At 63.0% G+C, this 22,669-nt stretch carries 22 protein-coding genes and 1 riboswitch; of the genes, 8 read left to right on the forward strand and 14 right to left on the reverse strand.

Annotation, left to right across the window (positions count from 1 at the left end; translation table 11 throughout):
• Positions 1-103 precede the first annotated feature (103 nt).
• The 3 genes from zapD to ACSBPU_RS20540 form a co-directional block, all read right to left on the reverse strand.
• Positions 104-856 carry a cell division protein ZapD gene (gene zapD, locus ACSBPU_RS20530; protein WP_442593741.1) on the reverse strand — a complete coding sequence of 251 codons (753 nt, stop codon included), beginning with the start codon at positions 854-856 and terminating at the stop codon, positions 104-106.
• An 80-nt stretch (positions 857-936) separates the two neighbouring features.
• Positions 937-1,548, reverse strand: coding sequence for a dephospho-CoA kinase (coaE, locus tag ACSBPU_RS20535; RefSeq protein WP_180069194.1), 612 nt, complete (start codon positions 1,546-1,548; stop codon positions 937-939).
• A 14-nt stretch (positions 1,549-1,562) separates the two neighbouring features.
• Positions 1,563-2,303 carry a prepilin peptidase gene (locus tag ACSBPU_RS20540; protein ID WP_442593744.1) on the reverse strand — a complete coding sequence of 247 codons (741 nt, stop codon included), beginning with the start codon at positions 2,301-2,303 and terminating at the stop codon, positions 1,563-1,565.
• Between the two features lie 146 nt (positions 2,304-2,449).
• On the opposite strand from ACSBPU_RS20540, the gene ACSBPU_RS20545 reads away from it, so the two are divergent.
• The gene (locus ACSBPU_RS20545; RefSeq protein ID WP_442593746.1) at positions 2,450-3,118 is read left to right on the forward strand and encodes a hypothetical protein; all 669 of its coding nucleotides are present in this window, start codon (positions 2,450-2,452) and stop codon (positions 3,116-3,118) included.
• Here the strand turns inward: ACSBPU_RS20545 and ACSBPU_RS20550 are convergent.
• The 4 genes from ACSBPU_RS20550 to ACSBPU_RS20565 all read right to left on the reverse strand — a co-directional run bounded on the left by ACSBPU_RS20550 (position 3,111) and on the right by ACSBPU_RS20565 (position 5,370).
• Positions 3,111-3,341 carry a response regulator transcription factor gene (locus tag ACSBPU_RS20550; RefSeq protein ID WP_442593748.1) on the reverse strand — a complete coding sequence of 77 codons (231 nt, stop codon included), beginning with the start codon at positions 3,339-3,341 and terminating at the stop codon, positions 3,111-3,113. The two genes, ACSBPU_RS20545 and ACSBPU_RS20550, sit on opposite strands and share 8 nt — an antisense overlap.
• 67 nt (positions 3,342-3,408) lie before the next feature.
• A complete protein-coding gene (panC, locus tag ACSBPU_RS20555; protein ID WP_442593750.1) occupies positions 3,409-4,260 on the reverse strand; it encodes a pantoate--beta-alanine ligase in 852 nt (283 codons plus the stop codon).
• 33 nt (positions 4,261-4,293) lie between these two features.
• Positions 4,294-5,172, reverse strand: coding sequence for a segregation and condensation protein A (locus ACSBPU_RS20560; RefSeq protein WP_442593752.1), 879 nt, complete (start codon positions 5,170-5,172; stop codon positions 4,294-4,296).
• Positions 5,173-5,181: 9 nt separating this feature from the next.
• Positions 5,182-5,370 carry a DUF3460 family protein gene (locus tag ACSBPU_RS20565; RefSeq protein WP_442593754.1) on the reverse strand — a complete coding sequence of 63 codons (189 nt, stop codon included), beginning with the start codon at positions 5,368-5,370 and terminating at the stop codon, positions 5,182-5,184.
• Positions 5,371-5,446: 76 nt separating this feature from the next.
• On the opposite strand from ACSBPU_RS20565, the gene ACSBPU_RS20570 reads away from it, so the two are divergent.
• Positions 5,447-6,883: a DHA2 family efflux MFS transporter permease subunit gene (locus ACSBPU_RS20570; RefSeq protein WP_442593756.1), complete on the forward strand. Its 1,437-nt coding sequence runs from the start codon at positions 5,447-5,449 to the stop codon at positions 6,881-6,883.
• A gap of 135 nt (positions 6,884-7,018) precedes the next feature.
• Here the strand turns inward: ACSBPU_RS20570 and ACSBPU_RS20575 are convergent, their stop codons facing one another.
• The 5 genes from ACSBPU_RS20575 to cobT form a co-directional block, all read right to left on the reverse strand.
• On the reverse strand, positions 7,019-7,795 hold the full coding sequence (locus ACSBPU_RS20575) for a helix-turn-helix transcriptional regulator (protein ID WP_442593758.1): 777 nt from the start codon (positions 7,793-7,795) through the stop codon (positions 7,019-7,021).
• Positions 7,796-7,811: 16 nt separating this feature from the next.
• Entirely contained in the window at positions 7,812-11,585 is a 3,774-nt protein-coding gene (gene metH / locus ACSBPU_RS20580) for a methionine synthase (RefSeq protein WP_442593760.1), read from the reverse strand.
• A gap of 151 nt (positions 11,586-11,736) precedes the next feature.
• Positions 11,737-12,348, reverse strand: a complete 612-nt coding sequence (locus ACSBPU_RS20585) for a histidine phosphatase family protein (RefSeq protein WP_442593762.1) — start codon at positions 12,346-12,348, stop codon at positions 11,737-11,739.
• Positions 12,345-13,178: an adenosylcobinamide-GDP ribazoletransferase gene (locus ACSBPU_RS20590; RefSeq protein WP_442593764.1), complete on the reverse strand. Its 834-nt coding sequence runs from the start codon at positions 13,176-13,178 to the stop codon at positions 12,345-12,347. The genes ACSBPU_RS20585 and ACSBPU_RS20590 overlap by 4 nt, the downstream gene beginning before the upstream one ends.
• On the reverse strand, positions 13,175-14,230 hold the full coding sequence (cobT, locus tag ACSBPU_RS20595; RefSeq protein WP_442593766.1) for a nicotinate-nucleotide--dimethylbenzimidazole phosphoribosyltransferase: 1,056 nt from the start codon (positions 14,228-14,230) through the stop codon (positions 13,175-13,177). The genes ACSBPU_RS20590 and cobT overlap by 4 nt, the downstream gene beginning before the upstream one ends.
• A gap of 144 nt (positions 14,231-14,374) precedes the next feature.
• Positions 14,375-14,582: riboswitch (cobalamin riboswitch) on the forward strand.
• Positions 14,583-14,628: 46 nt separating this feature from the next.
• Between cobT and ACSBPU_RS20600 the strand changes: the two genes are divergently transcribed.
• From ACSBPU_RS20600 to ACSBPU_RS20625, 6 genes are all read left to right on the forward strand, one after another.
• On the forward strand, positions 14,629-16,512 hold the full coding sequence (locus tag ACSBPU_RS20600) for a TonB-dependent receptor domain-containing protein (protein ID WP_442593768.1): 1,884 nt from the start codon (positions 14,629-14,631) through the stop codon (positions 16,510-16,512).
• A 19-nt stretch (positions 16,513-16,531) separates the two neighbouring features.
• The gene (locus ACSBPU_RS20605) at positions 16,532-17,404 is read left to right on the forward strand and encodes a cobalamin-binding protein (RefSeq protein WP_442593770.1); all 873 of its coding nucleotides are present in this window, start codon (positions 16,532-16,534) and stop codon (positions 17,402-17,404) included.
• A gap of 51 nt (positions 17,405-17,455) precedes the next feature.
• Positions 17,456-18,253 (forward strand): thiazole synthase, encoded by a 798-nt coding sequence (locus ACSBPU_RS20610; protein ID WP_180069167.1) that lies wholly within the window; start codon positions 17,456-17,458, stop codon positions 18,251-18,253.
• A gap of 10 nt (positions 18,254-18,263) precedes the next feature.
• The gene (thiD, locus tag ACSBPU_RS20615; RefSeq protein ID WP_180069165.1) at positions 18,264-19,085 is read left to right on the forward strand and encodes a bifunctional hydroxymethylpyrimidine kinase/phosphomethylpyrimidine kinase; all 822 of its coding nucleotides are present in this window, start codon (positions 18,264-18,266) and stop codon (positions 19,083-19,085) included.
• Positions 19,086-19,180: 95 nt separating this feature from the next.
• The gene (locus ACSBPU_RS20620; RefSeq protein WP_442593773.1) at positions 19,181-19,861 is read left to right on the forward strand and encodes a protein-L-isoaspartate O-methyltransferase family protein; all 681 of its coding nucleotides are present in this window, start codon (positions 19,181-19,183) and stop codon (positions 19,859-19,861) included.
• On the forward strand, positions 19,862-21,199 hold the full coding sequence (locus ACSBPU_RS20625; RefSeq protein WP_442593775.1) for a TolC family outer membrane protein: 1,338 nt from the start codon (positions 19,862-19,864) through the stop codon (positions 21,197-21,199).
• A 90-nt stretch (positions 21,200-21,289) separates the two neighbouring features.
• On the opposite strand, the gene rfaE2 is transcribed toward ACSBPU_RS20625, so the two are convergent.
• On the reverse strand, positions 21,290-21,784 hold the full coding sequence (gene rfaE2, locus ACSBPU_RS20630) for a D-glycero-beta-D-manno-heptose 1-phosphate adenylyltransferase (RefSeq protein WP_442593777.1): 495 nt from the start codon (positions 21,782-21,784) through the stop codon (positions 21,290-21,292).
• Between the two features lie 17 nt (positions 21,785-21,801).
• Positions 21,802-22,653 (reverse strand): ferritin-like domain-containing protein, encoded by an 852-nt coding sequence (locus ACSBPU_RS20635; protein WP_180069157.1) that lies wholly within the window; start codon positions 22,651-22,653, stop codon positions 21,802-21,804.
• Positions 22,654-22,669 lie beyond the last annotated feature (16 nt).

A 22,669-nucleotide genomic window follows, 5' to 3' on the forward strand; every position in this document is an offset into this window, starting at 1 on the left:
ATCTCCGGAGTCGAACGAAACAGGCGCTATTTTCGCCTATCGACGGCGCGGCACACACCGAAAAGATCAATTTGAAATGGAACGCAACAACTGTGTAGAAGGTTCAGATATTGCAGCGTGCCAGCTTGAACGGGACATCGGAGGTTACCGGCTGGGGCTTGAGCTCGCGATCCTGGGCCGCAAAACGCACCCAGATCACGTACTTGTTGGCGCTCATTTCGGGGAAGATGGCAAGCGCGGTGTCGACCCAGACGCGCAGCAGCTGGAAAATCTTGCCGCCCAGCATTTCCTGGTAGGCGCCTTGGCGGGCGACGACGTCGACGACGTCGCCGGAATCCCGAAGCAGGCGCAGGATGAGGGCCAGGCCCTTATACAAGGGCATGAACGGAGTGATCCAGCGCTTGAGGTCGACGGAGCGCTGTTCCGGCGGTTTGAGCTGCCAGGAAAAATAAGAAGGCATGTCGACCTGGGACGACCCGCCGGGGACCGCGATACGGCCCCGCAGGCTGGCCAGCCATTCGTTGTCGCGGAGTTCCTGGCCGATGCGACCCTGCGCGCCGAGGTCGGAGGAAGCACCCTGGATCTGGGCCAGCATGGCGTCCAGCGTATTGGGATCGACGCCCGGGTGCTGCCGCAACGCGCTGAGCGCCACGCGCTGACGTTCCAGGTCCTGAAGGACGGAACCCCTTAAATCGGTGCGGTCGCAGATGTCGAGCAGATCGAACAGGGTGGCTACCGATATCTGGTGGTGATGGACATCGACGCCTTTGGCGAAGAAAAACAGCCGGTCGAACAGATGCTCGACTCTTAAGAGAGACCTCACGCGTTCATTGCAAGGATATTCATAAAGAATCACGCGACCAAAAACCTTTTCATTGACCAGGAACCGCCCGCCCTCTGGATGCAGAACGGCACCGGGGCCCCTACCTGAGCGGATCAGTCGGCCAGCTGCGCCAACCTGCACCATTTTTCGTGCAAGGACCGCGTGCGGCCGATTAGCAGTTCGACGCTGGTATGGGCATCGTTGAGCACTATATCGTCGGCAACGGCCAAGCGCTCCTGGCGCGTGGCCTGTGCTGACATGATACGCGTAATAATTTCTTCCGTCAGCCCGCTGCGGGCACGTACGCGGTCGATCTGGGTCGCTTCGTCGCAATCGACGACGCATATGCGGTCCACCCGGTTTCGCCACTGCCCGGACTCGACCAGCAAGGGAACCACGAAGACAAGATAGCACCCCTGCGCGTCTTCCGCACGCTGCCGAACCACCGACTTTATCATCGGGTGAATAATGGATTCAAGTTGTTGCCGCGCTTCGGGGCTTTCGAAAACGAGTTCCCGCATGGCCTGGCGGTCGAGAGCCCCGGTGGGCGCAATGACATCGGGCCCGAAATGCTGCCGTATGGTTTCGATGGCGGCGCCTCCGGGCGCGGTGAGTTCGTGGGCAATGACGTCGGTGTCGATGACGGCCGCGCCCCATTCCGCGAGAAGGTCGGCCACCCGGCTTTTACCGGAACCGATGCCGCCCGTGAGGCCGATTTTGTACATGAGGCACGCTTCTGTTATGAAAACCATGAATGTACCGCAGTCCCCTGCATGAAAACAGCCATTCCGCTCAAAGCCAGGCTCGGGCCGAACGGATATGCCCCGCGTGGAAGAAGGCGGCGTTGCCGCAGCATGGCGTAGGCAATGCCCAGGCACGAGGCCGTGAGCAATACCCAGGCCAGGTCCTGCCAACCGATCCATGCCCCAAGCGCGGCCAGCAGTTTGATGTCGCCCCCGCCAATACCCTGCCGGCCGCGCAACCAGCGAAAGCCGTGCGCGAGCGCAGCCAGAAAAAGGAAACCCGAAACGACGCCGGCAAACGCGTCATGCAGCGATATGCCGAGCCCGGCCCATGCAGCAAGCAAGCCCAGCCACATGAGCGGCAGAGTCAGGGCATCGGGCAACAAGGACACGCGCATATCGATGCCGGCCAACAGCAGCAGCATGGCCGCAGCCAAGGCAAGCACCCAGAACGCCGGAACCAGGCCGGCCTGGCCATGCAGCGCCGACAACACGGCCCCCATGGCCAGGCTGCAAAAGAGCTTGCTTCGCGGTCGAGCCGGCGCCAAATGCCGGGATGGGCCCAGGCCTGAAAACAAGGCGAGATGGAGCGTGGAGCGATCTACGTTCCGGCCCTTTTCGACCAGGCTGGCATAGCGGGAGATCACCCCTGCGCACGCGCGGCCCGCCAGCATGCCCCCCACGCCGACCGCGAGGGCCGGCAACACGCCTTGAACGGCGATCGGCATGTCAGCCATTGCGGCGCCGCACCGGAAAGGCTTGCAGCGCGACGGGCCGCCGTGATCTACAACGACATGCGGCATGTGCATCGTCCAGAGGTTTCCCGACGGGACAATTAATGCGTAGAATGCTCGTATATTGTCTTTTGGACTTCCAGATCGCCATGCCCAGCCCCCTTCATTTACGCACCGTTTATTTGAAACCCCTGGGCGCCATGCTGCTTGCCGTCGGCTTGGCGGGCTGCGCACAGCAAAGCCGTCCGGGCTATTACGATGTACCGCGCGAAAGCACGCTTTCCGACGCGCAAAACCAGGCCCAGGGCCGCAGCGGCGCACGCGCGCCATCCCAGATACAGCTGGGATTCGGGCGCCAGGAAGCACAGGCCCAGCCGGAAGCCGCCCAAGAGCGTGTCACGACAAGCAAAGCCAGGCCGCTGACCGAACCCAAGACCTTCCTAGGCACTGTGCCTTGCCCATCGGGCAACAGCGGGTGTTCGGCTGCACGCATTACCTTGACCCTTGCGCCCGGTGGAGAATGGCGGGCACGAACCGCATTGCTGGGTTCCACGGAACAAAAACCACTGACCCAGCAAGGATGCTGGGATGTCACGGGAACGGATCCGCTGCGCATTGTGCTGATGCTGAAGAACAAGCAAGCCAGCAAAGCCAGCCTCAGCTTCGTCAATGACAACGTGCTGCGTATCGTCACGCTGGACGATGTGCAGCCGCTGGTGGAACACCGCCTGACCCGTCAAGCCGATATCGACGGCATTGATGAATTGTCGAGCGAACCGCTGAATTGCAGCCTGGCCGATACCGCGCAGCCTAGCTGAACCGCCCGCTCGATAAAACGCGATGAGCCAGCTCGACCGCGTTCCTGACTTGCATTTTTTGGAAGATGCGAGCGCGGTGGGCTTCGACCGTACGCTGTGAAACGCCCAGTTCGGCCGCGATGATCTTGTTGGGCTTGCCGCGCGCCACGTAGTCCATGACGTCGCGCTCGCGTGGCGTGAGCACCGAGAACGGCGAAGCTTCAGGCTGGTGTGGTTGCCCCATGATTGTCTCCTCGTATCCTTGTTATTTCGGAGGCCATTCTGTCATAGACGGGGGTGCAAATCTCCTGTCACTTCTTACAGATTTCCAGGTTGTCTATCAGCCGGGTATTGCCCAGTTTGGCGGCGGCGAGGACGACCAATGGTTCGCCGCCCTCGATCTCTTCGGCGCTCGGCGCCAGCAGATCGCGCTGACGGCGCAGTGAAATGTAATCGACGTCCCAGCCCCGGCCCGACAGATGCTGCCGCGCACCGCCTTCGAGCGCTGCGACATCCGCATTGCCCTTGAGCACCCCGTCCTGAACGGCAAGCAGGCTGGCATACAACTGCGGCGCTTCCGCCCGCTCGGCCGGCTGCAGATACATGTTGCGCGACGACAGGGCCAGGCCATCGGCATCGCGCACGGTTTCGTGCGCGAGGATGCGCACCGGAAGCTGGAACTGGCGGCACATGTTGCGCACCACCATCAGCTGCTGGTAGTCCTTTTTCCCGAACACCGCCACCCTGGGCTGCACGCAGGAAAACAGCTTCATGACGACCGTGCTGACGCCATCGAAGAAGCCGGGCCGGAATTCGCCTTCCAGGATGCCGCCCAGGTCGGCGGGCGGCTGGATGCGGAAATTCTGCGGCTCGGGGTACATTTCCTTTTCATTGGGCGCAAACAATACATACACGTCGCGCTCGCGCTCGAGCTTCTCGATGTCCGCCGCCAGCGTGCGCGGATACTGGTCGAAGTCTTCGTTGGGCCCGAATTGCAGACGATTGACGAAAATGCTGGCGACGACCGGATCGCCATGCTGACGCGCCAGTTTCATCAGGGACAGATGCGCCTGATGCAGGTTGCCCATGGTGGGCACGAAGGCGACACGCAACTGCCCGCGCAACTGATCGCGCAACTCTTCAATGGTGTGAACGACTTTCACGAAAATCTCCGGTCTGGATTGCCGACAACTGCTTCAGGTGTCGGCTCTTGTGTAGGATAAGCGTACGTAAATGGGCGCGTATGGCTCTGCTTGCGTGATCTCGAGCAAGGACTCGCGGGCGAGCTCCAGCATGGCCAGGAAATGGACGACCACGATGGGCGCGCCGTCGCCCTGCTGGATGCGCTCGATGAACAGTTCGGTGAACTCCATGTAGCGGACGTCGCTGAGGCGGCGCAGGATCTGGCTCATGTGGTCGCGGACCGACAATTGTTCACGCGTGATCCGGTGATGGGCATTCAGGCGCGCGCGGCGCATGATGTCCAGCCAGGCACTGCGCAAGTCCTCGGGGCTGACTTCCGGCAAGGCGTGTTCGATGGTGAGGTCCATCAGGGCATGGGAGCGCTGGAAGTCGCGGCCCAGCTGCGGCAGGGCATCGAGCTTCCGGGCCGCGAGCTTCATTTGCTCGTATTCGAGCAGCCGCCTGACCAGCTCGGCCCGCGGATCGTCGGGTTCTTCGCCCGTGTCGGTTTTCTTGACGGGCAGCAGCATGCGCGACTTGATCTCGATGAGCATCGCCGCCATGAGAAGGTATTCCCCCGCAAGTTCGAGATTATGCTTGCGGATCTGTTCGACATACGACAGATACTGCTGGGTGACCTCCGCCATGGGGATGTCGAGCACGTTGAAATTCTGCTTGCGGATGAGATAGAGCAGGAGATCCAGCGGCCCTTCGAAGGTTTCCAGGAAGACTTCGAGCGCGTCCGGCGGGATGTAGAGATCCTGAGGTATGGCGAACAAGGGCTCGCCATACAGGCGCGCCAATGCCACGCTGTCGACGACATCGGGCGTGCTGTCTATGGGCGGATCGACGAGCGCGTTCAATTCGCCGGCGGAGCCCCGCGAAGCGGACATGCGGAAACGTCAGTCCGTCTGGTAGACATAGGGCTTCTGCGGGATCCGGCCGGCCCGGAAGCCTTCCTGGTATTCGGGGTCGAGCTGCTTATCCCACAGGCGGCTGCGCCCTTCGCGCTGGCGCGCTTCGGTGTCAGGATGTTCCGCCTTGTACTTTTTGATGAATTGAGTGATTTCCGACTCGTAATTCTTTGCCATAATGCGTCTTTGCCACTGCAAAAGATTGACCGATAAAAGTGAAGTTTACTTCACTCCCGCGCAATAAAAAGCCCTGATGCCGACCGAGACACCCGCAACGCCCGAAGAACCTCCGCTTTCCCATCACGAAAAACAGGCGGTACGCATGATACCGTTCATCGTGGGATGCGCCCTGTTCATGCAGATGCTGGACTCGACCGTCGTCGCCACCGCCCTGCCGGCCATGGCCGAAGCCCTGGACACCAGTGTCGTGCGCATGAACGTTGCCATCACCAGCTACCTGCTGGCCGTGGCGGTGTTCGTGCCGGTCAGCGGATGGGCGGCCGACCGTTTCGGGTCCAGGCGGGTATTCCTGGCGGCCGTCGCGCTGTTCACACTCAGTTCGATCACCTGTGCTCTGTCGGAATCCCTGACCCAGCTGATCGTCTCCCGGGTGGTCCAGGGCCTGGCCGGCGCCATGATGGTGCCCGTGGGCCGCATCATCCTGCTTCGGAAGATTCCCAAGAAGGACTTGCTCAAGGCCATGTCCTTTCTTTCCATGCCGGCGCTGTTCGGGCCCATCATCGGTCCGCCGCTGGGCGGCTTCCTGGTGACCTACTTTTCCTGGCATTGGATCTTCCTGATCAATGTGCCGGTCGGCATCGCGGGCATTTTCCTGATCCTGCGCTACATCAGCGATGACTATCCCGTCGCGCCGCACAAGCTGGACTGGCCGGGCTTCCTCCTGAGCGCCATCAGCATTGCCGCCCTGGTGTCGGGATTCGAGGCCATCGGCCATCGGGCCCTGCCGCCGCTTCAGCTGATCGGCCTGATCATCGTCGGCGTCGCTTGCGCCTTGCTGTATGTCCGCCACGCGCGCCGCGCCGAACACCCCATCATAGACCTATCCTTGCTGCGCACGCCCACTTTCGCCATTTCCACGCTGGGCGGCAATCTGTGCCGCTTCGCGGTGGGCGCGACGCCTTTTCTGCTGGCCATCATGCTGCAGGTGGGATTCGGCCTGTCGCCTTTCGCCGCGGGCATGATCACGTTCACCAGCGCAGGCGGGGCGCTATTGATGAAGCTCGCGGCGGCGCCGGTCATCGACCGCATGGGCTTCAAGAGAATCCTGGTCGTCAACGCCTTGCTGACCGCCGTGTTCGTGGCCCTTTGCGCGCTGTTCCGGGCGGACACGCCGGTCTGGATCATGGCGGTCGTGCTGGTCATCGGGGGCTTCTTCCGGTCGCTGCAGTTCACTGCCGTCAACACGCTGGCTTACGCCGACCTGTGCTCGGCGCAGATGAGCCGGGCCAGCAGCTTCTCGGCCACGGCCCAGCAGTTGGGCATCAGCGTGGGCGTGGCCTGCGCCGCCGTGACGCTCAATCTGAGCATGAGCTGGCGCGGCGGCGCGGAACTCGACCTGGTCGACATCATGTGGGGCTTCGTCGTGATCGGCCTGATCACCGCCAGCTCGGTCTTCTCTTTCATGAAGCTGGATCCCGCCGCGGGCGCGAACTTGCGCAAGAACCGTTAAGCGGTTCGAGGGGTCAGACCCAATGCGCGATCCGCTGGATCATGGGGTCAGACCCCGTACGGGGTCTGACCCCTCAATTCTCGGAGCCTCCGGGGTCTGACCCCTCAATTCTCGGAGGCTCCGGGGTCTGACCCCTCATTCATCCTCCAGCAGCATCACCAGCTTGCAGTCCGGCCGTGTCGCCAGCCGGAAGGTGATCTGCTGGTACAGCAGGACGCCGTCGGAGGGATGATTGAATTCCCGCAGGCCGCCTTCCCGATCCACTACCGTGTGGCGGATCCACCAATGCGCGAACACGGTGCTGGACTGCTGAAGTTCATCCAGCACGGCACGCACGTCGGCTTCGTCGGCGTGCGTGCCGGCATCCGCCCGGAATTCGGCGACGACGCGGCTGGCGCGCTGTTCCCAATCCACGACGAGGCTGCGCGCGGCCGGATCCAGGAAGATGTAGCGCAACAGATTCGGGGAAGCGTCGCGGTCGGGCCAGCCATCGAAGAGGTGAAGCAAGGCATCGTTGCGCGCCAGCACATTCCAGCAGCGATCCAGGATATAGGCGGGCGCGGTAATGCTGTGAACGCAATCTGCCAGCCGGGACGGCAAGGGCAGGACCGCATCGGAATCGTGATCGGGGTCGGCGCAGTCCGCCATGCTGAAAAGATAGTGGCGTTCGGCGCGCGCCAGGTTCAGCACGGACGCCAGCCTGCCCAGTACCGCCGGAGACACCGACACATCGCGCCCTTGTTCGATCCAGGTATACCAGGTGGCGCTGATGCCGCACAGCTGGGCGACTTCCTCTCGGCGCAACCCCGGCGTCCGGCGGCGGCTGCCCGCCGGCAGGCCCAGGGACTCGGGCGTGACGCGGGCCCGCGCCTGCCTCAGGAAATCGCCCAGTGCCTTGCGCCGGTTCTGCATGGTCAGGCCAGGTGGCTCATCGAAGCACGCTCGCCAGGGTCCGGCGTACGTCTTCCTCTTCGCGTCCGCTGCGCCGGATGTAATCGGCAAGCTGGTCGCCGCCGATATTGCCTACGTTGAAATACTGGGACTTGGGATGGCTGAAATAGAAGCCCGATACGCTGGAAGCGGGAAACATCGCATAGCTGTCGGTCAGTTGCATGTCGATGTCCTCGCAGTCCATGACCCGGAACATCTCCTTCTTGACCACATGCTCGGGGCAGGCGGGGTAGCCCGGCGCGGGACGGATGCCCTGGTACTTCTCGGCGATGATGTCCTCGTTGCTCATGGATTCGTCCGGCACATAACCCCACAGGTCGCGGCGCACCCGCGCATGCAGACATTCGGCGAACCCTTCGGCCAGCCGGTCCGCGATCGACTTGAGCATGATGCTGGAATAATCGTCGCCCTCGGCCAGGAAGCGCTGGTCGTGCTTTTCGATGCCCAGCCCGCCCGTGACGGCGAACATGCCGATGTAGTCCACCACGCCGCTTTCCTTGGGCGCGATGTAGTCCGCCAGGCATTTGTTGTCCACGCCTTCGCGCTTGGCCGTCTGCTGCCGCAGGTTGCGCCAGGTGAACAACACCTCTGAGCGCGACTCATCGGAATAGATCTCGATGTCTTCCTGGTTGATCGTGTTGGCAGGATAAAAAGCGACCACCCCATTGGCGGTCAGCCAACGGCCATCGATGATCTTCTTGAGCATCGCCTGCCCTTCGGCGTGGACCTTGCGGGCCTGTTCGCCCACGACCTTGTCGTCGAGAATGGCTGGAAACTGCCCGAACAGGCTCCAGGTCTGGAAGAACGGCGTCCAGTCCAGGAAGTCGACGATTTCGGAAAGGTCGTAGTTCTTGAAGGTGCGCCGGCCGATGAACTTCGGGCGAGGCGGTGTATAGCTCGACCAGTCGATTTCCGGGCGATCCGCGCGGGCTTCTTCCAGGGTGATGAGCGGCGTCGCCTTGCGATTCGCGTGGCGTGTCCGCACCAGCTCGTATTCAGCGGCCACCTCTTCCAGATAGGTGGCCACCTGATCCGACATGAGATTGGTGGCCACGCCCACCGAGCGGCTGGCGTCCGGCACGTAGATCACCGGCCCCTCGTAATTCGGAGCAATCTTGACGGCGGTATGGACGCGGCTGGTGGTCGCCCCGCCTACCAGCAAGGGCAGCTTGCGCTCGCGGAAGTATTCGTCGCGCTGCATTTCAGACGCCACGTATGCCATTTCTTCGAGGCTGGGCGTGATCAGGCCGGACAAGCCTACGATATCGCAGCCCTCTTCTTTCGCCTTGGCCAGGATTTCGGAACAGGGCACCATGACGCCCATGTTCACGACTTCGAAGTTATTGCATTCCAGTACGACGGATACGATGTTCTTGCCGATATCGTGCACATCGCCCTTGACCGTCGCGATCACGATCTTGCCCTTGGAGCGGACATCGCCCCCCGCCGCCGCGATCTGGCGCTTTTCCTCCTCGATGAAGGGAATGAGATGGGCCACGGCCTGTTTCATGACGCGCGCTGACTTCACCACTTGGGGCAGGAACATCTTGCCGGCGCCGAACAGGTCGCCCACCACGTTCATGCCGTCCATCAGGGGGCCTTCGATGACCTGGATGGGCCGCCCGCCCGCCGCGGCTATCTTCTGGCGGACCTCTTCGGTGTCCTCGACGATATAGGTCGTAATGCCATGCACCAGCGCATGCGACAAGCGGCCCTCCACCGGCTGCTCGCGCCAGCTGAGGTCCTCTTCCTTTTTCGCGCCGGAACCCTTGATCGTTTCCGCCAGCTCGACCAGACGCTCGGTCGGCGAGCGCTCGTCGTCAGGATCCGTCTTGCCCAGGGGCGGCTCGCGATCCAGCACCACGTCCTCGACCATGTCGAGCACTTTCTTGTCGATATCCTGGTACACGCCAAGCTGCCCCGCATTGACGATGCCCATCGTCAGGCCCTCGCGGATGGCGTGATAGAGGAAGACGGCATGTATGGCCTCCCGCATCGTTTCGTTGCCGCGGAACGAGAAGCTGACGTTGGAAATGCCGCCTGACACGCGCGCGTAGGGCAGGTTCCGCGTGATCCAGCCGGTGGCCTCGATGAAGTCGACGGCGTAGTGGTTGTGTTCCTCGATGCCGGTCGCGATGGCGAAGACATTGGGATCGAAGATGATGTCTTCCGGCGGAAAACCGACCTCGTCGACCAAAAGACGATAGGCGCGCTCGCAGATCTCCTTGCGCCGCTCCAGGGAGTCCGCCTGGCCCTGCTCGTCGAAGGCCATGACGACCACCGCCGCCCCGTACTTCCGGCACAGGCGCGCGTGCTCCAGGAAGGGTTCGACGCCTTCCTTCATGGAGATCGAATTGACCACCGGCTTGCCCTGCACGCAGCGCAGCCCTTGTTCGATGACCTCCCATTTCGAGCTGTCTATCATGATGGGAACGCGCGCGATGTCGGGCTCGGACGCGATCATGTTCAGGAAGCGGCGCATGCACACCGCGGAATCGAGCATGGCTTCGTCCATATTGACGTCGATGATCTGCGCGCCGTTCTCGACCTGCTGGCGCGCCACCGCCAGCGCCTCGTCGTATTTTTCCTCGCGTATCAGGCGCAGGAACATCTTGCTGCCCGTCACGTTGGCGCGTTCGCCCACGTTCACGAACAAGGTGTCCTCGTCTATGGTCAGGGGCTCCAGCCCAGAAAGACGCGTCTTGACCGGAATGTCCGGGACGATGCGTGAAGGCAGTTCCGCCACTTTGCCGGCGATGGCGCGAATATGGTCCGGCGTCGTGCCGCAGCAGCCGCCCGCCATGTTGACGAGCCCCGCGCGGGCGAATTCCTCCAGCAGCGACGAGGTGTCGGAAGGCGTTTCGTCGAAGCCGGTTTCCGCCATGGGGTTGGGCAATCCGGCGTTGGGATAGACACAGACGTAGGTATCGCAGATTTTGGAAAGTTCGGCGATGTAGGGACGCATGAGGGCCGCGCCCAGCGCGCAATTCAGGCCGATGGTGATGGGCCGCGCATGGCGCACCGAATTCCAGAACGCCTCGACGGTCTGGCCCGACAGGATGCGGCCGGACGCGTCGGTCACGGTGCCCGAGATCATGACAGGCAAGCGTACGCCGCGTTCCTCGAACACGGTCTCCACCGCGAATATGGCAGCCTTGGCGTTGAGCGTATCGAAGATGGTCTCGATCAGGACGATGTCGATGCCGCCGTCCAGCAAGCCGTTCATCTGCTCGATATAGGCATCGCGCAATTGCTCGAACGTCACATTGCGGGCGCCTGGATCGTTCACGTCGGGCGAGATCGACGCCGTCTTGGGCTGTGGACCCAGCGCGCCGGCGACGAAACGGGGGCGATCCGGCGTGCTGTAGGCATCGCAGGCCTCGCGCGCGAGCCGCGCCGACTCCAGGTTCATCTCGTAGGCGAGCTCGGGCAGATCGTAGTCGCCCTGCGCGATCGCGCAGGCACCGAAGGTATTGGTCTCGATGACATCGGCGCCTGCTTCGAGGTAGGCGCGATGAATCTCGGCGATGATGTCGGGCCGGACCAGGGACAGCAGTTCGTTGTTGCCCTTGACGTCCTTGTGGTGCTCGGCAAACCGTTCGCCTCGGAAGTCCGTTTCCCCGAGCTTGTATTGCTGAATCATGGTGCCCATGGCCCCATCGAGGATCAGGATACGTTCTCCAAGCAATCGCGCGAACTCGGCGCCATGCGTATAGGAAGCAAGTGGATAAGGCAAGGTTGGATAGGACACGGGGCTACCTGGCGATGAACAAGGCCTCCATTGTAAGACTTCCCGGGGGTCAGACCCCATTCGGGGTCTGACCCCTCAGCCCTGGGCCGTCCAATAGGGGACAGACCCCGGATGGGGTCTGTCTCCACGGGGGACTGCTCGATATGATGGGTCAGACCCCGTGCGGGGGCTGACCCCGCTCCAGCACTGTCACGCCTCCGAACGCGATATCGACGCGGCCGGTCGTCGCCCGGCGCGCAATGGCGTCGATGACGCTGGCGCCATCTTCCGCGGGCGTTGGGGCGTGGACGTGGCAGGCGAGAAGCACGCGTATGGTGCCGGCGTGGCAAACGACGACGCTGTCCTTGCCGGACGCCATCAGATCACGGTACGCCGCATGGACGCGCCTGGCCATGTCCCGCACGTTCTCGCCGCCGCCTGGGCGATAGTCGACGAGATCTTCCCCCCAGGCGTCGACTTCCGCGCGCGGGACATCGGTCCAGCCCAGCATTTCCCAGGCGCCGAAGTCCAATTCCCGCAGCCGCCGATCCGCTACCGGGAGGTCGCTTTCCAACAGCTCCGCGAGGCGCCGCGCCAGGTCCGCGCAGCGCAACAAAGGGCTGGTGTACAAGGGCAGCCCGCGCGGCAGCGACTCCGCGAGCGCCAGCGCCACCCGTTCCCGCTCCACGGCCGATACGGAGATATCGGACGCCCCATAGCAAATTTCGCCCGGCAGATCGGGGCGGGGATGCCGGACGAGATACAGGCGCCCTTCCGTTGTCATGCCGCTTGCCAGGCCCCGCCGCCCAATGCGGCCACGACGCCCAGATAGAATGCGCATTCGGATGCCTGCTGGACGGCACCAAGGCAGTCGCCGGTAAAGCCGCCGATGCGCCGCGCGAAAAGCCTGGCCAGCCAGGCCATTGCCAGGCAGGACAGCGCCAGCCCAGCCGCAATGGCGTTCCAGGGCAACCAATCCAGCAACCCGGCCGCCAGCAAAGGCACGCAGGCTGTCGCCATGGCCACCAGGAACTCCGTGGTCGTCATGCGTTCCGCCAACGGTTTTGCCTTGCCCTCATCCCGCGCATACGCCATGCGCCAGATCAGCGCCGCCGAAAGCAGGCGCGACAAGGGATGCGCCACCAGCAAGCAGGCCAGGACGGCGACAGGGTCAAGGGACACGAGAGCCGCGAACTTCAGGGCGAGCATCAGGCCAATTCCGATGGCGCCGTAAGCGCCTATCCGCGAATCCTTCATGATGGCCAGGACACGGTCACGGGTATAGCCGCCGCCAAATCCATCGCATACATCGGCAAAGCCGTCTTCGTGGAAGGCGCCGGTAACATAGATGCTTACCGCCATGGACACCAGCACCGCGGCCGCTTGCGGCAGGCATTGCGCCGCCAGGAAATAGCCGCCCGCGGCGATGCCGCCCACGATCAAGCCCACCAAAGGGTAGTAACGCGACGCCTGCCTCAGCCACTCAGGCTCATAGCCGACCCAGGCGGGAACGGGAATGCGCGTAAAGAACTGCAAGGCGATCAAGCACAGGCGCAGTTGATGCAGCGCCGGGCCGCGCCGCGCCGGCGCATCGGCCTCCATTCGTTCGCTCATGCGATGATCCCGTTTCGAGAAGCATCCATCTCGCTGATCCTTGCCGAATCGAAAGTGGCCATTTCATTCAGGATGGCCACAGCGGAACGCAGGATGGGCACTGCCATGGCGCAACCTGTGCCTTCTCCAAGACGCATGCCCAGGTGCAACAGTGGCTGCCCCCCCAGAAGCCGGAGCAGACGCCGGTGCCCATGCTCGTCCGAGCAATGGGAAAAAATGCAGTAGTCCAGGACGGACGGTCGCAGGCGCGCGGCGGCAAGCAAGGCCGCAGTTGCAATGAAGCCATCGATCAGCACGGCCATGCGCCGTTCCGCGGCCCTGAGCATGGCCCCCGCCATCATGGCGATTTCATATCCGCCGAAAATCGCCAGCACGTCCATGACCGGCATGGCTCCGGGATGCTTGCGCGCAGCATCCGAGATGACCCGGGCCTTGCGCGAAACGCCTGCGTCGTCCAGACCCGTTCCCGCGCCGACGCAGTCCTCGATGCCCAGGCCGCTGAGCTTGTGCATGAGCGCCGATGCCGACGTCGTATTGCCTATGCCCATTTCGCCGAACCCCACCACGCCGCCCGTCAGGTCCTCGACGACGCCCGCGCCGTATCGCATGGCCAGCATGCATTCTTCCAATGTCATGGCAGGCTCATGGGCGAAATTGCGGGTGCCCGGGCCGATCTTGCGATCCACCAGGCCGGGCCGCTCGCCGAATCGATGGTTGACGCCGGCATCCACGATCAGCAGTTCCACACCGTGCTGGCGCGCCAGCACATTGATCGCCGCGCCGCCGCGCAGGAAATTCTCGACCATCTGCCAGGTGACATCCTGCGGGTAGGCGGACACCCCTTCCGCCACGACGCCATGATCCGCCGCGAAAACCACGATGGCGGGCGCGTCGATGCGGGGCGTCAAGGTGCGCTGGATCATGCCCAATCGATGCGCCAGCCGCTCCAGCTGCCCCAGGCTGCCGCGCGGCTTGGTCTTGCCGTCGATGGCGGCCGACAACGCGGCGGAAAGCTCCGCGTCCTGGATGGGGATGGGATCTGGGAGGTGCATGAGGCAAAGAGAGGCTGTGTTGGGTTGGGGGTCAGACCCCGCAAGGGGTCTGACCCCAGGCAGTATATCGTCACTGGGGTCAGACCCCATGCGGGGTCTGACCCCCTGCATGCCGTACGGGGTCTGACCCCTCCGGCCCGTGATATATTTCGATCCGTATGAGGTGCTTTCGGAACGTTGCCGTCACGGCGGCGGAAGCGTTCTGCGAAAGTTAAACGGGAAACAGACGTCGTCCCAGGCATGCCGGCCGCCACCGCGCCCTTGCCTGCCCTTCGACCAGACTGTGCTGCCCCCGCAACGGTGCGCATGCGATTCATGCCAGCCCGATACCGGCCTTGCTCGCCCTTTATTGGTTATTGAATCCGACGTGCGGGGACGCATGTCTTTCAGGGTCTATCATGCCTCTCATCTTGAACCGGCAAGCGCTTGCCGTCCTTTCCTGTTTCCTTCCGCTATCCAGCGCCATCGCGCAATCCCCGCAAACCGTCGGCCGGCTCGACTCCATAGTCGTGACGGCAAGCCGCAGCGCGCAATTGCAGAAAGACGTGCAGGGCGACGTCACCGTGATCGACAAGCAGGAGCTTCAACGCGCGGGCCAAAGCAGCCTGGCCGAGGTCCTGGCACGGCACCATGATGTCCAGTTCTACAATAACGGCGGCCCGCAAACCGTCACCGGCGTCTTCCTGCGCGGCACCAGTCCGGCGCAGACTCTGGTGCTGGTTGACGGCGTACGCATCAACAGCTCCGTCAGCGGCTCGACGAATTGGGCGGCAATCGATCCCGCCGTCATTGAGCGCATAGAAATCCTGCGCGGCTCCGCCAGCGGCCTGTATGGTTCCGACGCCATGGGCGGCGTCATCAACATCATCACCAACCAGGCACAGGGCGGCGACCGCCCCCCGAGCGCGTGGGCGAACATGGGCATCGGCAGCTACGGCACCGTCAAGTCCAGCGCGGGCATCTCGGGCGCGCAAGACGGCTGGAACTATTCGATTTCGGGCAACATGGCGCGCAGTGACGGCTTCAACGCGACCAACAAGGATGCCGGCGCCTATACCTACAATCGCGACGCAGACGGCTACGACCTGCACGGCTTCAGCGCCAGCCTGGGATACCGCTGGAAGCCAGGCCACCACCTGGGCGTGACCGCGTACAACAGCTACATACACTCCGATATCGACGTCGGCGACTACCCGGAACATGCCTACGCCCTGACACGCCAGCAAGTCTACACGGCGACCAGCACCAATCAGCTGGCCGACTACTGGAACAGCACGCTGCGCTTCGGCCTGAGCAAGGAAACATCGGAGGATCGCAGCTGGGGCACGCGGTTCTCCACGCTGCAACGGTCCTATACCTGGCAAAACGACTTCAAGCTGACCCCGGACCAGAATGTCAGCGCGCTTCTGGAGCGGCTGGAGGAACGGGTCGCCCACACTGGAAACTACACCAACAGCCAGCGCAACACGAACGCGGTGGGGCTGATCTATCGCGGCGACTTCGGCGCGCATCATCTGCAAGCCAATCTGCGCAACGACAATATTTCCTCTTACGGAAACCAGGTGACCGGCGGCCTGGCCTATGACCTGGACCTGACCGAGAACTGGAAAGTCGGCGTGTCGGGCAATACGGGTTTCCGCGCCCCCACTTTTTCGGACCTGTACTATCCGTACGACGGCGGATCCTGGGGCAGCTTCCAGGGGAACCCCGATCTCAAGCCCGAAAAGTCCCGCAACATCGAAGCCCGATTGAGCTATGAAACAGATAGGACGCGACTGGGTGTGGTCGTCTTCCAGAACAAGATCCGCGATCTGATCAACGGCTATGTCTGCGACGTCAATTTCGACTGCACGGCCATGAACACCGAACGCGCGACGATACGCGGCATCACGCTCACGGGCGAACAGGTCTACGGCGATACCACGCTGCGGGCGAGCGCCGACTTCCTGGATCCGCGCAACGACAGGCCGCGGGCGGGCGAAACGGGCAGCCGGCTGGTGCAGCGGGCCCGCCAGGTATACCGTTTCAGCGCGGAACAACGCTACGGAGCGCTGACGGTCGGCGGCGAATACCAGTTCACCGGAAAGCGGTACAGCGATGTCGCCAATCAGGTATTGCTGGGCGGCTATGGACTGTTCAACATGACAGCAGCCTATGCCTTCAGCAAGAACGTCGAAGTCCAGGCGCGCTGGAACAATATCTTCAACAAGGAATACAGCAATACCTACGGCTATCGTAATCCGGGTTCCAATTTCTTCATCAACTTGTCGCTCCGGATGTAGGGCGGCATAGCGACAACCCATGGGCTCGTTCACCACGCGATTTGCCAGACTCGCCGCGCTTCTTATGGCGCTGGCGGCCGCCCCGCCCGGCGCGCATGCGGGCGGGGATGCGGCCCGGGAGCCGGCGAGAACGCGCGCGGTGACGCTCACCCCGCACATCACCGAGCTCGTCTTTGCCGCCGGCGCCGGCGACCGGATCGTGGCGACGGTCACCGACAGCGACTACCCGCCCCAGGCACGTGCGATTCCACGCCTGGGCACAGGCATACACGTCGATGTCGAGAAGACCGTCGCCGCCCGGCCGGACATCGTGATCGCCTGGCAGCCCACCGGCGCCGCACAGACGCTCGCCCCCATGCTGAAGCGGCTGGATATCCCACTGATCTACTCCCAGCCGAAAAAGCTGGAAGATATCCCGGAAGAGATCGAGCGATACGGCCGGCTGTTCGACACGGCATCCACGGCCCGGGCAAAGGCGTCCGAATTGCGCCGGCGGATCGCCCACCTGCGTGAGCGGTATTCCAGCCGGCCGCGGGTCGCCGCCTTCATTGAAATCGGCGGCTCGCCCCTTTACACGATAGGCAGCGACGTCTTGCTGAACAATGTCCTGGCCGCCTGCGGGGCCGAGAACGTCTACGCCGCCACGGGCATCGCCGCGCCACAGGTGGATCCGGAAAGCGTGCTGATGAAGGATCCCGGCGTGGTCATCGTGCCCGCGCGCCCGGCCGAGAACGTCGGCGACACCTTGCACCGCTGGCGGACGCTACAGCTGCCCGCCGCCATGGCGGGACACATATACGGCGTGGATCCGGACGCCCTGTTCCGGCCCGGCCCGCGCCTGGTCGATGCGGCCGAACAGCTTTGCGAATATGTGGAATTGGTACGCCGCTGATGTCGCAGTACACTTGCAAATCAGGCAACGCTCACCTTCTTCGCACTAACTATGACCCAGAACGACACGTTTACCCTTGCAGGCCGCAGCTATTCTTCCCGCCTTCTTGTCGGCACCGGCAAGTACAAAGATTTCGAAGAAACACGCCAAGCCATTGAAACCAGCGGCGCGGAAATCATCACGGTTGCGATAAGACGCAGCAACATCGGCCAGAATCCCGGCGAACCCAACCTCCTCGATTACATTCCGCCCTCGAAGTACACGATCCTGCCCAACACCGCCGGCTGCTTCACCGCCGACGAGGCCGTGCGTACGCTGCGCCTGGCGCGCGAACTGCTGGACGGGCACGAACTGGTCAAGCTGGAGGTCCTGGGCAGCCAGGACAACCTGTTTCCCAACATGCCCGAAACCCTGGAGGCGGCCCGCACCCTGGTCAAGGAAGGCTTTCAGGTCATGGTGTATTGCACCGACGACCCCATTCAGTGCCGCATGCTGGAAGACATCGGCTGCATCGCGGTCATGCCGCTGGCATCGCTGATCGGTTCGGGCATGGGCATACTCAACCCCTGGAACCTGCGCCTGATCATCGACAGCATCAAGGTCCCCGTGCTGGTGGACGCCGGCGTGGGTACGGCCTCGGACGCCGCCGTCGCCATGGAGCTGGGCTGCGATGCCGTCCTGATGAACACCGCCATCGCCGGCGCCCGCAACCCCATCCTCATGGCAAGCGCCATGAAGAAAGCGGTGCAGGCCGGCCGCGAGGCCTTCCTGGCCGGCCGGGTGCCGCGCAAGTTCTACAGTGCCGACCCCAGCTCTCCCACCGAAGGCCTGCTGGAACCCCGTCAATAAAACCAAAGAGATGATCCCCAATACCCTCACCATCGCCGGCGTGGATCCTTCCGGCGGCGCGGGCATTCTTGCCGACATCAAGGCCATGAGCGCGCTGGGCGCCTACGGCACCGCCGTCGTCGCCGCCCTGACGGCGCAGAACACCCAGGCCGTAACCGGCATTTCACCCGTGCCGGCCGACTTCGTCGCCGCCCAGATCGACACGCTGTTCGCCGACGTGCGCATCGATGCCGTCAAGATCGGCATGCTGGGTCACCAGGCGGTCACCCGCACGGTGGCCGACAGAATGGCTCACTGGAAGCCCGCGCACCTGGTCCTGGATCCGGTAATGATCGCAAAGAGCGGCGACCATCTCCTGGAGCGCGCCGCCGTCGATGAACTGCGCTCGAGCCTGCTGCCCCAGGCAACGATGCTGACGCCCAACCTGCCCGAGGCCGGCGTATTGCTGGACGCCGCCCCGGTGGACAATGTGCGCGACATGCGCCGCGCGGCCGAGAAGCTGCGCCGCCTGCTGAACGACTCCGGTGAACGCTGGGTCTACCTGAAAGGCGGCCACCTTCCCGGCAACGACACCATCGACGTGCTGCATGACGGCGACCGGATGCTGGAACTGCCCGGCAGGCGCATCGAAACACCCAATACCCACGGAACCGGCTGCACGCTTTCAGCGGCGCTGGCCGCGCTGCTGCCGCGCACCGGTGATGCGCCCGAGGCCGCCAGGCAGGCAAAGGACTACCTGGTACGGGCCATCGCGCGTTCGGGCGAGCTGCAAGTGGGATCGGGCCATGGCCCGGTGCAGCACTTTCATGCCTGGTGGCCAGCGCCAAAATAATCCAAATACGCTATAGTTAGCCCGATGCGGCGGGCTTACCTTTGGTAGGCCCGCCGGTAGAATAGATACATCTTTACCGATTATTTGCAGACACCATGAACGTTACAGCGCTATCAGAAATCGAACGGGCTCGATTCAACATGATCGAGCAACAGATCCGCCCCTGGGATGTGCTCGATGCTCGGGTCCTGCAAGCCTTGTTCGACGTCCAGCGGGAACGCTATGTTCCCGCGCCCATGCAGGGGCTGGCGTTTTCCGACGTCGAACTGCCTCTGGTGATCAATTCGGTCGACACGCGCGAAAGCATGCTCACTCCCAAGGTTGAAGCGCGCCTGGCACAAGAACTGCAACTGAAGCCCACCGACTGCATGCTTGAAATCGGCACGGGCTCGGGCTACCAGGCCGCCCTGCTGGGCAAGCTGTGCCAGCAGGTCACCAGCGTCGAAGTCGACAGCCGCCTGTCCGCATTCGCCCTGCAGAACCTGCAGCGCAACCAGGTCGACAACGTCAAGGTCGAAACCGGTGACGCGCACGCGGGCTGGGGCACCACCGAATACGACGCCATTCTGGTAACCGGCTCGGTCCCGGTGGTCCCCGACGCGCTAAAGTACCAATTGCGCATCGGAGGACGCCTGGTGGTGGTGGTGGGCCAGCCTCCCGTCATGACCGCTTGCCGGATCACGCGCACCAGCGCGGCCAGCTTCGAGACCACCAGCCTCTTCGATACCGTCATCAAGCCGTTACGCGGTACAACCGTATCCAAATTCAAGTTCTGAATGCCAACTTCCCTGGGCAAGTTCTTCGTTTCGTGCGCTGCGCTGGTCTGTGCCGGCGTGCTTCCGGTTCACGGTCAAGACCTCCTGCAGGTCTGGCAGCTTGCCCAAGAACGCGATCCCATCTATGCGGCCAGCCGCGCCGGACGTGACGCGGACCAGGAATTCGTCAACCAGGCCAGGGCCAGGCTGCTTCCCCTGGTAACGGCAGACGCCATCGGGGAAGCCGAAGACGTGCGCCGGGCGCGCACGCTCAATGACCGGAACAGCTCGCGCCGGGCGGAATGGGCATTGACACTGACCCAGCCCCTGATCGACATCAGCGCCTGGGGCCAGCTGAAACGCTCGGAATACATCGCGGGCTCTGCCGATATCGCCCAGGCCCGGGCCTATCAGGACCTCATCCTGCGTGTATCGCAAGCCTATTTCGATGTGCTTGCCGCGCAGGACACGCTACGGGTCCTGCAAGCCCAGAAAGAAGCCGTGCAGACCCAGTTGAACGCCGCGACGCGTGGCTACGAACTGGGCGGCACCACCATCGCCGATGCCTACGAGGCGCAGTCCAGGCTGGACCTCCTGAAAGCCAGCGAGCTGCAGGCGCAGAACCAGCTGCAATTGAATCAGGACCAGCTCGCGCGCATCATTCACGAACGTCCGGGGGCGCTGGCGGAATTGGCCAACGACACACCGCTGCCCGCGCCTCAGCCCAACCGGCTCGACGCCTGGATCCTGCAATCGTCGGCGTCCAGCCTCGCAGTGGCGCAGGCGGCCCTGCAAACCAAGATCGTCGAGAAACAAATCGATATCGCCAAGGGCGAGCATTATCCCAGGCTTTATCTCGAAGCCCAGACCGGCACTGCGTCGGATCGCGGCTTGTATGGTCCGAACACCAGTCCGCGCTCGCTGGATAGCACCGTGGGCCTGCGTGTCGCCATTCCCATTTTCTCGGGCGGTGAAATTTCATCGGTGGTGCGCGAGCAGACCTCCCGCCTTCAGCAGGCGCGCTATGAACTCGAGAATGCCCGGCGCGAGGCCGTGCAGTCCACCCAGCAGCATTTTTCAGGGGTCACATCGGGCCTGGCACAGGTCGAAGCCCTGAGGGCCGCCGAGAAGTCCAGCCTGTCGTCCCTGCAAGCCAACCAGACCGGCTACGAGGTCGGCGTCCGGATCAACATCGACGTACTCAATGCTCAGCAGCAGCTGTACGAAACCCAGCGCAGCCTGGCACGCGCACGCTACGATACGCTGATGAGCAGCCTGCGCCTGAAGGCCAGCACCGGGATCCTCACCGAGAACGACATCATCGCCGTTAACCAGTTGCTGACGAGGCCAAGGGGCTAGGCCTGTAGGCCCGGGGTCAGACCCCATCCGAGGTCTGACCCCAGCTCGGCGGTCCAAGGGGTCAGACCCCGTACGGGTTCTGACCCCGGGTTAATTCGGGGTCTGACCCCTGATCTTTCGGACCAGCGACGTCGTCGACCGTTCATGCTCGAACGGTATCGCCACGGCCCTGCCGCCCCAGCTTTTGACGCTTGCGGTTTCGGGCAGGCTTTCCATGTCGTAGTCCCCACCCTTCACGATGACGTCGGGTCGCAGGGCTTCGATGAGCGCCTGGGGCGTGTCCTCGTCGAACGAGGTGACCATGGTGATGCTGGCCAGGGCGGCCAGGAGGGCCGCGCGATCCGCCTCGGTGTTGAGTGGGCGGTCATCGCCCTTGCCCAGGCGGCGAGCCGATGCGTCGGTGTTGACGGCCACGATCAGGCTGGCCCCGAGTTGCGCAGCCTCATCCAGATAGCTGACATGGCCGCGATGCAGAATATCGAACACGCCGTTGGTGAAGACAATGGGGCGCGGCAGCGCGCCGCTCCGCACTGCCGCGACGCATGCCTCGCGGGGCAGGATCTTGGATTCGAAACGGATCGTCATATGCGAGCCTGCGCGGTTCAGGCGACAGCCAAGCCCTTGGTCAGTTGCTTGCGGTAGCGGTTCAGGTCCTGCACCGTATTGAAGGTGCTGTCCATCAGCAAAGACATATTGTGCAGGATGCGCGTGCTGACCTTGCCTTCCCATTCGTTGTCGAACTGAATCTGGTTGTCGAGCCAGTTTTCGAGCCAGCCGGGCGAAGGCAGTTTCGACTGCACCGTGTCCTGCGGATAGAGCTCTTTATTGACGTGCAGATTCGTGGGATGCAGGGCTTGCGGCGTCCTGTGCGCGGACGCCATCAAGACGCCGATCTTGGAGAACGCCAGCCTTGCGTTGTGGCCGAATTCCTTGCCTCGATGGACCAGCGCCCGCTTCATATAGCGCAGATACGCGCCCGCATGCCTGGCTTCATCCTGCGCAATGATTTTGTAGATGGCTTTGATGACCGGCTCGGTGTGCCAATCGGCCGCGCGCCGATACCAGTGGTTCAGGCGGACCTCGCCGCAGAAATGCAGCATCAGGGTTTCCAGCGCCGGCGCCGGATCGAACTCAAAGCGTACTTTGTGCAGCTCTTCTTCCGTGGGGACGAGCTCAGGGCGGAAGCGGCGCAGATACTCGATGAGGGCCAGCGAGTGTTTCTGCTCTTCGAAGAACCAGACCGACATGAACGCGCAGAAATCGCTGTCGTCGGCGTTGTCGCGCAGGAACATTTCCGTGGCCGGCAACGCCGCCCATTCGGTGATGGCGTTCATCTTGATGGTGTAGGCTTGCTCGTCGCTCAGCTTCGCGGGATCATAGTCCGACCATGGAATGTCGGTACCCATATTCCAGCGCACGGCTTCCATCGATTTGAACAATTCAGGGTAAAGCATAGTTCTCTCTCATTCA

This window comes from Parapusillimonas sp. JC17, assembly GCF_052180245.1.
Lineage (GTDB): Bacteria > Pseudomonadota > Gammaproteobacteria > Burkholderiales > Burkholderiaceae_B > Parapusillimonas.

Bases quoted from the DNA above. Each gene is read 5' to 3' on its own strand.
- ACSBPU_RS20625 (WP_442593775.1), top strand. From the start codon at position 19,862: ATGCCAACTTCCCTGGGCAAGTTCTTCGTTTCGTGCGCTGCGCTGGTC.
- ACSBPU_RS20570 (WP_442593756.1), top strand. From the start codon at position 5,447: ATGCCGACCGAGACACCCGCAACGCCCGAAGAACCTCCGCTTTCCCAT.
- ACSBPU_RS20585 (WP_442593762.1), bottom strand. From the start codon at position 12,348: ATGACAACGGAAGGGCGCCTGTATCTCGTCCGGCATCCCCGCCCCGAT.
- ACSBPU_RS20540 (WP_442593744.1), bottom strand. From the start codon at position 2,303: ATGGCTGACATGCCGATCGCCGTTCAAGGCGTGTTGCCGGCCCTCGCG.
- ACSBPU_RS20620 (WP_442593773.1), top strand. From the start codon at position 19,181: ATGAACGTTACAGCGCTATCAGAAATCGAACGGGCTCGATTCAACATG.
- ACSBPU_RS20545 (WP_442593746.1), top strand. From the start codon at position 2,450: ATGCCCAGCCCCCTTCATTTACGCACCGTTTATTTGAAACCCCTGGGC.
- ACSBPU_RS20605 (WP_442593770.1), top strand. From the start codon at position 16,532: ATGGGCTCGTTCACCACGCGATTTGCCAGACTCGCCGCGCTTCTTATG.
- ACSBPU_RS20565 (WP_442593754.1), bottom strand. From the start codon at position 5,370: ATGGCAAAGAATTACGAGTCGGAAATCACTCAATTCATCAAAAAGTAC.
- thiD (WP_180069165.1), top strand. From the start codon at position 18,264: ATGATCCCCAATACCCTCACCATCGCCGGCGTGGATCCTTCCGGCGGC.
- rfaE2 (WP_442593777.1), bottom strand. From the start codon at position 21,784: ATGACGATCCGTTTCGAATCCAAGATCCTGCCCCGCGAGGCATGCGTC.
- ACSBPU_RS20560 (WP_442593752.1), bottom strand. From the start codon at position 5,172: ATGTCCGCTTCGCGGGGCTCCGCCGGCGAATTGAACGCGCTCGTCGAT.
- ACSBPU_RS20635 (WP_180069157.1), bottom strand. From the start codon at position 22,653: ATGCTTTACCCTGAATTGTTCAAATCGATGGAAGCCGTGCGCTGGAAT.
- ACSBPU_RS20550 (WP_442593748.1), bottom strand. From the start codon at position 3,341: ATGGGGCAACCACACCAGCCTGAAGCTTCGCCGTTCTCGGTGCTCACG.
- ACSBPU_RS20600 (WP_442593768.1), top strand. From the start codon at position 14,629: ATGCCTCTCATCTTGAACCGGCAAGCGCTTGCCGTCCTTTCCTGTTTC.
- ACSBPU_RS20575 (WP_442593758.1), bottom strand. From the start codon at position 7,795: ATGCAGAACCGGCGCAAGGCACTGGGCGATTTCCTGAGGCAGGCGCGG.
- ACSBPU_RS20590 (WP_442593764.1), bottom strand. From the start codon at position 13,178: ATGAGCGAACGAATGGAGGCCGATGCGCCGGCGCGGCGCGGCCCGGCG.
- ACSBPU_RS20610 (WP_180069167.1), top strand. From the start codon at position 17,456: ATGACCCAGAACGACACGTTTACCCTTGCAGGCCGCAGCTATTCTTCC.
- coaE (WP_180069194.1), bottom strand. From the start codon at position 1,548: ATGTACAAAATCGGCCTCACGGGCGGCATCGGTTCCGGTAAAAGCCGG.
- cobT (WP_442593766.1), bottom strand. From the start codon at position 14,230: ATGCACCTCCCAGATCCCATCCCCATCCAGGACGCGGAGCTTTCCGCC.